Below are 12,305 nucleotides of genomic sequence, written 5' to 3'. Positions count from 1 at the left end.
CGGCCTCCCCCGTCCCCACGTCCCGCCCGTCCGCCACATCCTCCACATCCGCCACGTCCACGACATCCCTCACGTCCCTCCTGGACGCGTCCCCGTCCCCCAGTTCGCAGGGAGCGCACGACCCGGTGAAATCCCGTCCGGTGAACCACCAGCACGCCCCGGCGGCCCCCACCGCCGCGCCCGACCCGTACTTCCCGAACAGCGGGGACCACCGCTACCGGGTCCACCGCTACGAACTGGCCCTGGACTACCGGCCCGGGCCCAACCGGCTCGGCGGCACCGCCAGGCTCAGCGCCGTCGCGGTCACCGCGTTGCCCGAGTTCGCGCTGGACCTGGCCGAGTTCCGGATCGGCCGGGTCCTGGTGGACGGCAAGGCCGCCCGCTACACCCACCGGGCGGGCAAGCTGCGGGTCCGCCCGGTCAAGGCACTCGCGGCGGGGGCCGCGTTCACCGTCGAGGTGCACTACACGGGGAACCCGCGCCCGGTCCGCAGCCCCTGGGGCGGTCTCGGCTGGGAGGAGCTGACCGACGGCGCGCTGGTCGCCAGCCAGCCCGTCGGCGCGCCCTCCTGGTTCCCGTGCAACGACCGCCCGGCGGACAAGGCGACCTACCAGATAGCGATCACCACGCCCTCCCCGTACACGGTGGTCGTCGGCGGCCGGATGCTCACCCGCACCACCCGGGCGTCCAGCACGACGTGGGTGTACGAGCAGAGCGCGCCGACCTCGACCTACCTGGTGACCGTCTCGATCGGCCACTACGTGCCGGTGGCGCTCGCCGAACGCCCGGCCGTCCGGCAGACCGGCTACGTGCCGGAGCAGCTGGCCACGGAGTTCACCAGGGACTTCGCCCGGCAGCCGCAGATGATGGCGTACTTCGAGGACGTCTTCGGCCCGTACCCGTTCGGCGAGTACGCGGTGGTGGTGGCCGACGAGGAGCTGGACGTCCCGGTGGAGGCGCAGGGCGTCGCGACCTTCGGCACCAACCACCTCGGCGGCGGCTGGGGGAACGAGCGTCTGATCGCCCACGAGCTGGCCCACCAGTGGTTCGGCAACAGCGTGTCGATCGCCGACTGGAGTCACATCTGGCTCAACGAGGGCCTGGCCAAGTACGCGGAGTGGCTCTGGTCCGAGCACACCGGTGGACCGTCCGCCGCCTCGCACGCGGCCATCGCCCACGCCCTGCTGTCCGACAGCCCGCAGGACCTCCGGCTGGGCGACCCGGGCCGCAAGCTGATGTTCGACGACCGGCTGTACCAGCGCGGCGGGCTCACCGTGCACGCGCTGCGGACCGCCGTCGGCGACCCGGCCTTCTTCCGCCTGCTCATGGACTGGGCGACGCTCAACCGGCACGGCGTCGTCGCCACCGCCGACTTCACGGCCCACGCGGCCCGCTACACGGACAGGCCGCTGGCAGGGCTGTTCACGGCCTGGCTCGACCGCCCCGAGCTGCCCCCGTTCCCGGCACCGGGTGTCTGACCCTTCGGGAAGGATGGGACCCGTCGGCGACAACACGTCCCGGCGGGTCCTGTCCGTGAAGGTGGCATGGATTCCTTCGACCTGGGGCGTCTGACGGACCCTGACTTCGAACCGGTCTGCCGTGACCTCTTCGGCGAGCTCCTCGGAGTCCCGCTGGAGGTCTGGAGGTCTGGAGCTCCGGAGCCGGCCCGCCGTCGTCCAGCGGCACTTCCGGCTCTGGTTGAGCAGCACCACGGTGCTGCAGACGGTCCTGCACCGGGACAAGGTCCTTCCGTCCTCGTGGCTGCGCAAGCGGCTGCGGCGGACCGCGGAGACCCCTACGACCAAGTCCTGGAGCACCTCGTCAACGCCGCCGTGGCGGAACTGCACAAGATCGCCGGGATGATGAGCGGTCTCCGCCTGCCCGGTTGACCAGCCGGCCACGGCGAGGGTTGCGCGGGCCCCCTTTGGACAGTGACCTCACACACCGCACACCGCACACCGCACACCGCACACCGGAACAGTCGGCTCAGCCGGCGGTCGGTATCGCCTCCGCGGCCGACCGGCAGGTGGTGAGGAGGAGTTCGTCGTCGTGGATCGCGTGGCTGCTGCCGAAGCCGGCGTTGTGGCGGCGGGTGGTGGTGAGTTCGGTGCGGACGAGGGGGAAGGCGTCGGCGGCGGCCGGGCCCATCGCGGTGAAGCAGGCGGCCGCGGTGGCGCGGGTGTGGGCGTTCTCCGTCCAGGCGGCGGTGAGGACGGGGAGGACGGCTTCGGCGTCGGCGGCGGTGTGCCAGAGGGCGGTGGCGCCGTCGACGCGCACCCAGACCTCGGGGTCGGCGAGCATGGCGCGCAGGGCCGGGGCGGCGTCGGCGGCGGCCGGGCCGATCGCGGCGAGGGCCTTGGCGGCATCGCGGCGGACCCAGGGGCTTGGGTCGGCGGCCTTGGCGAGGAGCAGCGGGAGGACGGCGCCGGTGTCGCCGGTGGCGGACCAGAGGGCCGCGGCTGCGGGCAGGGCGTGCGGCGAGCACGGGGCGGCGAGCAGCGTACGCAACTCGGGGGCGGCTTCGGCGGCGGCCGGGCCGAGCCTGGCAAGGGAGCGCAGGGCGGAGTCGGTCAACGGGCCTGCCGGGGCGGCACGCAACAGACGGAGGACGGCGGGGACGGCGTCGGCGTCGCCGACCACGCCCAGCGCGGTGAGCAGGGGATCGGCCTGGTCGAAGCGCGGGGTGCCGTCCAGCGGCAGGCCGGCGAGGCGTTCGCGCAGCGGGACGGCGAGCGGCGCGGCGGCGGGGCCGAGGTCGGCGACGAGGAAGCCGAGGTCGTGCGGGAGCACGGGCCGGTCGAGGGCGGCGGCCAGGGCCGGGAGGGCACGCGGGTCTCCGAGCCGGGTGAGGGTCTGGACCAGGCGCCGACCGTCCGGCCCGGAGTCGGGGTGGGTGTCGTCCCAGGGGTCGGCGACCGTGGCCAGGCGGTCGGCGACGGCGTCGGCGGCGGGGGCGGCGAGGCGGAAGAGGTCCGGCAGAACCGCAAGGACGGCCTCGCCGAGGGTCGGGTCGGGGTCGGCGAGCCGGCGGCCGAGCAGGGCGACCAGCTCGCTGAAGGAGCCACGTACCTCGCCGAGCAGCCGGCCGGTCTCCCGGCAGCCGCCGCGGCGCGGCGCCGGGCCGGCTGCGGTGAGCTGCTCGGTGCAGAGCGCCGCCCGGTCGGCGGGGCGGTCACCGAGGGTGCGGTGGAGGATCCGCAGGGCGACGTCGGTCGCGTGGCCGTCCTGGTCGGCGGGGATGCGGCGCAGCAGGCCGACGGCGGTGGGGAGGGTGTCGGCGGGCGGCGCGCCGGGGGTGAGGCGGGCGCGCCGGGCGAAGGCGCCGAGGCGCAGGGCCGCGGGCTGGTCCGGGTCGTCGGCCAGGGCGGTGAGCCAGGTGATGACCGGCCCTGCGAGGTCGGGGAAGCGCCCGGCGAGTGCCGCGGCCGCGGTGGCGAGGGCGGTCCGCGCCTCGGTGTCGGGTTCGTGCGGCAGCCGCTCGCGCAGCAGCGCGAGGGTGGCGGGCCCGTCGGCGTGCAGGCGGGCGAGCGCGCCGGGTGCGGCGCAGCGCACGGCCGGGTCGGGGTCGGCGAGAAGGGGCGTGAAGGCGTCGGCGCGCGCGGTCATCGCTTCCCGGCCCCGAATAAGGAGGGCCCGCCAGGTGGACTCGTCCGTGCTCTCCGCCTCCTGCTCGTCGACCAGATGGCGGCCGGCCTCACCGATGCTGGTGAGCAGTTCGACCACCGGCCCGCGGTCCGGCAGGGCCTGGTCGGCGATCAGCTCGAAGAGGAAGGGCAGGCACGCGAGGGTGGCGTCGCAGACGTCGCCCTGGTGGTGGACGGCGCCGTACAGGTCGTCCAGCGCCTCCTCGCGCTCGCCCGGATCGGGGGAGGCCAGGCCGATCAGCATCGCGGGCACGTCGTCGGCGCGGCCGTAGGCGTGCCCGAGGGCCGCCCAGTCGATCTCATGCAGTGTGTCGAACATGCCCGCCCTCTCCGGTGGTCCCTGCCCGGACAGTCTGCCCCGACCCACTGACAACCGGGCGCCCGCCGGTCGGGCGGTGGCCGCCGAAGGCCTCCAGCGTCCTCTCCAGCAGTGGCAGGGCGCCGACGGTCCGGCCGGAACGGATCAGCAGGTCCCAGGCCGGCTCGAACTTCTTCCAGCCCCCGGCGTAGGCGAGGTGCCGCAGCCGTTCGTGCGGGCCCGGCTGGGCGGCGGAGCCGCGCCAGATGTTCGACCAGCGGTAGAAGTCGCGGTAGGCCCGCCAGTAGCCGTCCTCCAGCTGGCGCGCCGTCATTCCCTTCGGCCGGTAAACGACGTGCCGGGTGTCGTAGAGGTCCCAGTCCCGGTGGACGATGCGGTCCTCGGCCTCCAGCTGCTTCCACAGGCCGGTCGACGGGTACGGCGTCATGATGTGGAAGGTCGCCGTCTCGATGCCCTGCTCGACGGCCCACTCCACGGTCCGGTCGAAGACGTCCGGGCCGTCCTGGTCCAGGCCGAAGACGAAGCTGGCGTTGACCATGACCCCTGAGTCGTGGAGGCGTCGGACGACGGCGGCGTAGTCGCGGCCGATGTTCTGGTTCTTCCTGCGCTCGGCGAGGTTGGCGTCGTTGACCGTCTCGAAGCCGACGAACAGGCTGCGCAGCCCGGCGTCCACGGCCCGCTCCAGCAGACCGGGCCTGAGTACCGACTCGACCGTGCCCGCCGCCTGCCAGAGCCGACCCGTCCCGGCCATCCCGTCGAACAGGGCCTCGGCGAAGCGCCGGTTGCCCAGCAGGTGGTCGTCGAGGAAGTAGAGGTGCTTGCCGGGGAGCCGGTCGATCTCCGCGAGCGCGCCGTCGACGGCCTGGGTGTAGAACGACTTGCCGCCTTCGAAGAAGGCGTCCTTGTAGCAGAAGTCGCAGTGGTGCGGACAGCCGCGCGAGACCACGATCGAGTTGGGCACGAGGTAGCGGTGGCGCTTGATCAGGTCCCGCCGCACCGGCGGGAGTCCGGCGAGGGTCCGCAGCCGGGAGTCGTAGCGGCGCAGGGGCCGGCCTGCCCGGAAGTCCTGGAGGAACTGCGGCCAGGTGTCCTCGCCCGGGCCGGTGAACACCGTGTCCGCGTGCGCCGCGGCCTCGTCGGGGAGCGAGGTGACGTGCAGCCCGCCCATCGCCACGTGCACGCCCCGGGCCCGGAAGTGGTCGGCGATCTCGTAGCTGCGCCTGGCGGAGGTGATGTAGGGCTGGACGACCAGCAGGTCGGGGGTCGGCAGCGTTTCGAGGTCGATCCGCTCCACGTGCTCGTCGTGGAGCTCGACCTCGTCGTCGGGGCTCAGGTATCCGGCCAGCGTGGCCAGGCCGAGCGGCGGGAAGAGGGAGTACTTGATCGGCCTGAACAGCGGGCTGGTCGCCTCCGTCAGGGCGGGAAGGATCATCGTCACGCGCATGCCTGCCCAGACCGCGCGCAGGCGTCCGGCGGTTCCGCCAGTGTGCCGGTGGGTCGGCGGTCGGCGGGTCGGCGGGTCGGCGGGTCGGCGGAGGACGGTGGCTCGGCCTGAGGAACCGGCCGTGATGGAGTGCCTGGCAAAACCGGTGGAGCGGGGCCGGTCACGAGAATAGGTTGAGAGCACCGTCTGTGTCGTCGCCGCTCCCCCGCCGCCGTCACCCGACCCGTGCTCGACCCACCCGTTCAGCCGTCTCACCGGATGCAGAGGATCAGATGACCGACCAGTACGACGAGTTGCTCCCCACCACCCGCCGCGCCCTGCTGCACCGGATCGCGGTGGCGCAGGCCGAGGGCCGCACGCCCTCGCTGGTCGCCGCGGTGGTGCGGGACGGCCGGCTGGTCTGGAGCGGCGCCCGCAGCATGGTCGACGGACACGCCCCTGACGCCGGTGTCCAGTACCGGATCGGCTCGCTCACCAAGACCTTCGTCGCCGTACTCGTGCTCCGGCTGCGCGACCAGGGCCTGCTCGACCTCGCCGACCCGCTCGGACGTCACCTGCCCGGCACCCCGGCCGACGACGCCACCATCGCCCAGCTGCTCGCCCACTCGGCCGGCCTCGCCGCCGAGACACCCGGGCCCTGGTGGGAGCGGACCGACGGTGCGCTGCGCCCGGCCGTCGCCGACCTCCTGGAGGACGAGCGCCCGCAGAAGCACCCTGCCGGGCGTCGCTACCACTACTCCAACCCCGGCTACGCCCTGCTCGGCGCGCTGGTCGAGCGACTGCGCGGCGAACCCTGGGGCGAGGTGCTGCGCCGCGAGATCCTCGAACCGCTCGGCATGGACCGCACCACCCTGCTCCCCCAGCACCCGCACGCCGGAGGCTTCGCCGTCCACCCCTGGGCGGACGTCATGCTGCCGGAGCCGCCCACCGACACCGGCCTTATGGGCCCGGCCGGGCAGCTCTGGTCCACCGCCGCCGACCTCGCCCGCTGGGCCGCCTTCCTGGCCCGCGGGGACGACAAGGTGCTCTCCGCCGGCACCCTCGCCGAGATGCGGCAGGCCTCCACCGGCCCGGAGGGCGCCGACTGGACCAGCGGCTACGGGCTCGGCCTCCAACTGCTGCGCCACGACGGCCGAGTGCTCCACGGGCACACCGGATCGATGCCGGGGTTCACCGCCGGGCTCTGGGTCAGCGAGGCGGACGGCCTGGCCGCCGTCGTGCTCTCCAACGCGACCAGCAATCCCAGTTCCGCGCCGATCGCCGCGGACCTCATCGCGCTCACCGCCGAGCACGAGCCCCGCATCCCCGAGCCCTGGCGCCCGCTGACCTCCGTCGACGAGGAGCTGCTCGCGCTCACCGGCCCCTGGTACTGGGGCGCCGCCGCGCACACCCTGCGGCTCAAGGCCGACCGCGGGCTGGAGCTGGCCACGTTGACCAACAGCCCGCGCAGCTCCCGGTTCCGCGCCGAGGCCGACGGCACCTGGACGGGCCTGGACAACTACTACGCGGGCGAGACGCTGCGGGTGGTGCGGCGCGCCGACGGCTCGGTGAGCCACCTGGACCTCGGCTCCTTCGTCCTCACCCGCGAGCCCTACGGACCGGCCGACGCCGTGCCCGGCGGGGTCGACCCGCAGGGGTGGCGGGCCTTCTGAGGCGTCGCCCCCGAGGCCGGGCCCCGGCCTCGGGGGCGACGCTCGCGGGGGTACCGCTCGCGGGAGCAGCGTCCTCGGGGCCTTGACGGTGGGGCACGCCCGGGCCGCGCCTTCCACCCCGTGGAGCGGAGCACAGGGCGACGACCGGGCGCCCGGCGGGTGACCGGAAGGCGCCGGGTGCCCGCATTCAGCAGGTGCACATCTGCGCTCCGCCGAACAGCAACGTGGACGCCAGTCGGCTCGGAAAAACATACGGATACCGGCCCGCAGGCCCGATGTTCGAGCGGGCCGGGCCGGTGCCACGGCGATCCGTGGCCGCCGTCGTCCGTGCTGCCCTGGAGGGTCCGCCATGACCACCGTCCCCACGTACACTCCTCCCGCAGTCCTCCCCGGCGACACCGCCGGCCTCACCGCCGCGGTGCCCGCCCCGCGTCAGTCCCGGCCCGCCACCACTCCGGCCCCCGCCACGCCGATCGTCACCACGCCACCCATCTCCACTGCGCCCATCTCCACTGCGCCCACCGCCGTCGAGGCCGCCGCCTACACCGTCACCCTGGCCAGGGACGAGGACGACCTGCGCGCCGCCCAACGGCTGCGCCACCAGGTCTTCGCCGACGAACTCGGTGCCGTACTGCACAGCCCGGTGCCCGGCCTGGACGTCGACCCGTTCGACGAGTACTGCGACCACTTGCTGGTGCGCGAGGGTGAGGACGGCCCGGTCGTCGGCACCTACCGGCTGCTCCGTCCCGAAGCCGCCCGGCGGGCCGGCCGGCTCTACTCCGACGGCGAGTTCGACCTGTCCAACCTGGCCCCGCTCCGTGACGGCCTGGTGGAGCTGGGCCGCTCCTGCATCGATGCCGGCCACCGGGGCAACGGCGCCGTGATCAACCTGATGTGGGGCGGCATCGCCCGCTACCTCGCCGAGACCGGCAACACCTGGGTCGGCGGCTGCTGCTCGATCCCGTTGGACGACGGCGGCGGCACCGCGGCCCGGGTCTGGGACACCGTCAGCGCCAAGCACCTGGCGCCCGAGCAGTACCGGGTCGCCCCGCACCGGTCGTGGGACGCGACCGGCGTACCGCGTGCCGGACGAGCCGCCCTGCCGCCGCTGCTCCGCGGCTACCTGCGGCTGGGCGCCTGGGTCTGCGGCGCACCCGCGCACGACCCGGACTTCGCCACCGCCGACCTGTACGTGCTGCTGTCGCTGGAGCGCACCGACCCGCGCTACCTGCGGCACTTCCTCTCCGGCGTGCCGGCACCCACCGGCCCCGGCACCTCCGTCGCCCCTGCCACAACCAGCGCAACCAGCGCAACCGCTGCCGCAGCCGCTGCCGCAGCCGCAGCCGCTGCCGCAGCAACCGCAACCGCAACCGCAACCGCAACCGAGTGAGCGTCTGGCTGCCCACGGCTCCCTGCACGCCCACGACGTGCCTGACCGAGCCGGTCCCGACGGTGGCGCTCCCCCGCCGGGCGCTCCGGCTCGCCGTCTTCCTGCCGGTACTGGTGACGGGCATCGTGCTCATCCCGCCGGTGCGCGCCCTCCCACGGGAGGTGCGCGACCGGCTGGTCCGGCTCTGGGCGCGCACCCTGCTCGGCTCCCTCGGGGTCGCCGTCCGACTCGCGCCACGCCCTGCCGCCGAGGGCGGGGTGCTGGTGGTGGCCAACCACGTCTCCTGGCTGGACATCCCGCTGATCGCGGCGGGCCGCCCCGGCCGGGCCGTCGCGAAGGCCGAGCTGGGCAGGTGGCCCGTCTTCGGACCCCTGATCTCCTCGGGCGGCACGGTGCTCATCGAGCGGGACCGGCTGCGCGCCCTCCCGGCGGCGGTCGACGCCGTCGCCGCACTGCTCCGGGCAGGCCGTCCGGTGGTCGTCTTCCCGGAGGGGTCGACCTGGTGCGGGCGGGAGAGCGGACGGTTCCGCCCGGCCTTCTTCGAGGCCGCGGCCCGGGCGGGTGCCCCCGTCCAACCGGTCGCGATCCGCTACCGGCTGGCGGACGGGCGGCCGACCAGCGTGGCCGCGTTCGTCGGCGAGGACGACCTGGTCAGCTCCCTCGCGCGGGTGGTCGCGGTCCGCGGGCTGGTGGCGGAGGTGACGTTTCTGCCACTGATCCCGGCCCCGGTGGCGTCAATGGCCCCGACCAGGCCGACCGGACCCAACGGACCGACCAGGCCGACCGGACCCAGCGGGCTCACCCGGCTCACCGGACCGCGGGGGCTGGGACGGTCGCGGGCGCGGCACGAGCTGGCCCGCGCCGCCCAGGCCGCAGTGGAGGCTGCCTGGCGGTGAGCATCCTGCGGTGAGCGCCGGTCCGGGCCCCCGGACCGGCGACCTCCGGACGGTGACCTCGCGAAGGCGACCTCCGCAAGCCGACTGCCGACAGATACTCGCCGACAGGTGCTCGCCGACTGGTCGCCAGCCGCCCGTGACAGCTCGTCAGACCGCATCGCTCACGCCCACCGGCCTACCTCCGGCCGACGGCACCGGCTGCTCCTGACCGCCCGGCCGGCCGTTCGCCAGTCCGTCGGCCCGCCCGTCCTCCGCCCGCCCGTCCTCCACCTGCCCGGCCGCCGTCTGCCCGCTCTCCGCCTGCCGCTCCACTCGGGCGCTCCGTCGGAGCAGGACGGCGACCAGGACGGCGGTGGCCGCCAGTCCCGCCGAACCGCAGCGCACCGCGAGGTGCACCCCGTCGACGAACGCACCGTCCACCGCGGCCTGGACCGGCCCGGACAGCGCCGCCCCCGAGCCGCTCCCGTGCCCGGAGCCCGCGCCGGCCAGGGCGTCGGCGGCCCGTCCGACCGACTCCGGCGCCACGCCCAGCCGCTCCAGCGAGCCGGTGAGAGTTCCGGTCATGCGGTGGGTCAGGACGGCGCCGAGGGCGGCGACGCCGATCACGCCGCCCAGTTCGCGCAGGGTGTTGATGGTCGCCGAGGCCATCCCGGTCTGCGCGGGCCCGACCCGCTGGAGCACCGCGATGGAGACGGGGGTGAACGTCATTCCCATGCCGAGGCCCATGGTGAACAGCGTCCACAGGTACTCGGGGTAACGCGCGTCGGCGCCCTGGAAGGAGAGCCCGCCGAGCCCTGCGGCGCAGAGCAACAGACCCAGAACCAGCGGCAGTCCGGGGCCGTGACGGCCGGTCAGCCGCCCCGCGACCGGGGCACCCGCGACGATCATCACCGCCATCGGCAGGCCCGCGTACCCGGCGTCGGTCGGTGCCCACCGCAGCACGCCCTGCATCAGCAGCGGCAGGAAGAACATCACGCCGAACATTCCGAAGCTCACCATGAACCCGCTCAGCAGGGCGCCGCCGAGGATGCCGTCGCGGAAGAGACCGAGGTCCAGCATGGGTTCGGCCAGGCGCCGCTCCAGCAGGAGGAAGCAGGCCAGCAGCAGGGCGGCCGCCACCGCGCAGCCGAGCACCCGGGCGTCGGTCCAGCCCCGGGACGGGCCCGCGATCAGCGCGTAGACGAGTGCGCCGAGGCCGGCCGCGGAAAGCGCCAGTCCCCCGAGGTCGATCCGCCGCTGCCGCGGGGCGATGACCGGGAGCACCCGGCTCGCCAGGACGAACCCCGCCACCCCGATCGGCACGTTGATCCAGAACACACTGGCCCAGCCGAGGTGGTCGACCATCGGCCCGCCGATCACCGGCCCGACCGAGAGGCCGAGTGCGGAGACCGCCGACCAGAGCCCGATCGCACGGGCCCGCTCGCGCTCGTCGGTGAAGACGTGCCGCAGGATGGCCAGGCTCCCCGGGGTGAGCAACGCGGCGCCGACGCCCTGGAGCATCCTGGCCGTGACCAGCACACCCGTGGTCCCGGCGAGCGCGGCCAGCGCCGACCCGGCCGTGAACAGCGCGAGCCCGAGCCGGAACACCCGGGTGCGGCCGTACCGGTCACCGAGCGCGCCGCCGGTGAGCAGCAGCGCGGCGTAGACCAGGCTGTACCCCTCGACCACCCACTCCAGCCCGCCGATCCCGGCGTCCAGGTCGTGCCCGATGCGGGGCAGGGCGATGTTGACGATGACGTTGTCCAGCATGGACATGAACATGGTGATGCACAGCGTCGCCAGCGCGAGTCTCTTCCGCAGGGCGCTCGACTCCCCCATGGGGATTTCTCCATTCTCCAAGTCCCTAACAGTGTTAGGGATGAACCGGCACCGAAAGAGTGCCCCTAACGGTGTTAGATTGCAAGTGGGATTCCCGCGGCCGCTGGAATCCGGCGAGGCGCGGGGGCCGGAGGCGGCAGCACCCGCGGAGGCACGGAAGGCGGGCGGAGACCCATGCCGACGCACGACGAGACCGACACCCAGCCCGCGCTGACCAGGGACGCCCTCGTCGTGGCAGCCCTGCGAGTACTGGAGCGGGACGGCCTGGCAGGCCTGTCCATGCGGAAGGTCGCGGCCGAGGTGGGCGTGAAGGCCGCCTCGCTGTACTGGCACGTCCGCAACAAGGACGAGCTGCTCGACCTGCTCAACGACGCGATCATGGCCGACGCCGTCGCACCCCCGCGCGAGGGCGGCTGGCGCAGCCAGTTCCTCGACTACGGCCGCCGCTACCGCCGCCTGCTGCTGGACAAGCGCGACGCCGCCAAGGTGGTCGCCGGGCGGCTCGCCCCCGGCCCGCACCTGCTGCGACTGCTGGAGGAGCAGCTGGACCGGCTGCGCGAGGCTGGCTTCTCCGACGCCGACGCCGCCATGACCACCTATCTGCTGGGCGCCTACGTCCAGGGCTTCGTCCTCCAGGAGCAGTCCCCCATCTCCGCCGACGAGGCCAGGGGCGCGAGCCGCGGCGAGATCGCCGCGGCCGCCGGCGACCGCTTCCGCGCCCTGCCGGTCGAGGAGTTCCCCAACATCGTCGCCCTCGCCGACGACCTCACCCAGCCGGCCATGGACGCCCGGTTCGACTTCGGCCTCGAACGGATCCTCGACGGGCTCGCCGCACTGCTACCGCCGGAGAAGCGCTGACCCCGCAGAGAAGCACCGGCCCCACGGAGAAGCCCTGAGCCTACGGAGAAGCGCCGACCCCGCGGAAGAGCGCCGAGCCTACGGAGAAGCGCCGACCCCGGAGAAGCACTGCCCCGGCGGCAAAGCACTGAGTCCTTGACCTGCAAGGCTTTTGACAGTCCGTCGGGCCAGGCCGGCCCGGCCGGCACCCGCTCCCCCGCCGCCGCGGCACCTGCGGGATCAATGGCCTCGACGGGCGCTGCGGAGGGCGGGTAGCCTCGCGATCTCCTGCCCGTTCGCCCAGG

Annotated in this window: 9 protein-coding genes; 6 read left to right on the top strand and 3 right to left on the bottom strand. The window is 74.2% G+C overall.

Annotation, left to right across the window (positions count from 1 at the left end; genetic code table 11):
- Positions 1-140: 140 nt before the first annotated feature.
- Positions 141-1,478 (top strand): M1 family metallopeptidase, encoded by a 1,338-nt coding sequence (locus tag J5Y04_RS13155; RefSeq protein ID WP_209412173.1) that lies wholly within the window; start codon positions 141-143, stop codon positions 1,476-1,478.
- A gap of 279 nt (positions 1,479-1,757) precedes the next feature.
- The gene (locus J5Y04_RS42850; protein WP_256463491.1) at positions 1,758-1,889 is read left to right on the top strand and encodes a hypothetical protein; all 132 of its coding nucleotides are present in this window, start codon (positions 1,758-1,760) and stop codon (positions 1,887-1,889) included.
- A 97-nt stretch (positions 1,890-1,986) separates the two neighbouring features.
- Here the strand turns inward: J5Y04_RS42850 and J5Y04_RS13150 are convergent, their stop codons facing one another.
- Both J5Y04_RS13150 and J5Y04_RS13145 read right to left on the bottom strand, forming a co-directional pair.
- The gene (locus tag J5Y04_RS13150; protein ID WP_209412172.1) at positions 1,987-3,963 is read right to left on the bottom strand and encodes a HEAT repeat domain-containing protein; all 1,977 of its coding nucleotides are present in this window, start codon (positions 3,961-3,963) and stop codon (positions 1,987-1,989) included.
- Complete coding sequence (locus J5Y04_RS13145) at positions 3,944-5,395, bottom strand: radical SAM protein (RefSeq protein ID WP_245204782.1); 1,452 nt, start codon at positions 5,393-5,395, stop codon at positions 3,944-3,946. Before J5Y04_RS13145 ends, J5Y04_RS13150 begins: the two co-directional genes overlap by 20 nt.
- Before the next feature lie 284 nt (positions 5,396-5,679).
- On the opposite strand from J5Y04_RS13145, the gene J5Y04_RS13140 reads away from it, so the two are divergent.
- From J5Y04_RS13140 to J5Y04_RS43185, 3 genes are all read left to right on the top strand, one after another.
- A complete protein-coding gene (locus tag J5Y04_RS13140) occupies positions 5,680-7,059 on the top strand; it encodes a serine hydrolase (protein ID WP_209412171.1) in 1,380 nt (459 codons plus the stop codon).
- Positions 7,060-7,531: 472 nt separating this feature from the next.
- Positions 7,532-8,449: a GNAT family N-acetyltransferase gene (locus J5Y04_RS13135; protein WP_374106021.1), complete on the top strand. Its 918-nt coding sequence runs from the start codon at positions 7,532-7,534 to the stop codon at positions 8,447-8,449.
- Entirely contained in the window at positions 8,446-9,345 is a 900-nt protein-coding gene (locus J5Y04_RS43185) for a lysophospholipid acyltransferase family protein (RefSeq protein WP_307853091.1), read from the top strand. The genes J5Y04_RS13135 and J5Y04_RS43185 overlap by 4 nt, the downstream gene beginning before the upstream one ends.
- A gap of 147 nt (positions 9,346-9,492) precedes the next feature.
- On the opposite strand, the gene J5Y04_RS13125 is transcribed toward J5Y04_RS43185, so the two are convergent.
- Positions 9,493-11,163, bottom strand: a complete 1,671-nt coding sequence (locus tag J5Y04_RS13125) for an MFS transporter (protein ID WP_245204754.1) — start codon at positions 11,161-11,163, stop codon at positions 9,493-9,495.
- A 174-nt stretch (positions 11,164-11,337) separates the two neighbouring features.
- On the opposite strand from J5Y04_RS13125, the gene J5Y04_RS13120 reads away from it, so the two are divergent.
- A complete protein-coding gene (locus J5Y04_RS13120) occupies positions 11,338-12,021 on the top strand; it encodes a TetR/AcrR family transcriptional regulator (protein WP_209412169.1) in 684 nt (227 codons plus the stop codon).
- Positions 12,022-12,305: the final 284 nt, after the last annotated feature.

The organism is Kitasatospora sp. RG8 (assembly GCF_017813315.1).
GTDB lineage: Bacteria > Actinomycetota > Actinomycetes > Streptomycetales > Streptomycetaceae > Kitasatospora.
This window is presented reverse-complemented; position numbering and strand designations above follow the sequence as displayed.

What these genes read in the sequence shown, in the direction of transcription:
- J5Y04_RS13120 (WP_209412169.1), top strand. Translation starts at nt 11,338, where the DNA reads ATGCCGACGCACGACGAGACCGACACCCAGCCCGCGCTGACCAGGGAC.
- J5Y04_RS13150 (WP_209412172.1), bottom strand. Translation starts at nt 3,963, where the DNA reads ATGTTCGACACACTGCATGAGATCGACTGGGCGGCCCTCGGGCACGCC.
- J5Y04_RS13125 (WP_245204754.1), bottom strand. Translation starts at nt 11,163, where the DNA reads ATGGGGGAGTCGAGCGCCCTGCGGAAGAGACTCGCGCTGGCGACGCTG.
- J5Y04_RS13140 (WP_209412171.1), top strand. Translation starts at nt 5,680, where the DNA reads ATGACCGACCAGTACGACGAGTTGCTCCCCACCACCCGCCGCGCCCTG.
- J5Y04_RS13145 (WP_245204782.1), bottom strand. Translation starts at nt 5,395, where the DNA reads ATGATCCTTCCCGCCCTGACGGAGGCGACCAGCCCGCTGTTCAGGCCG.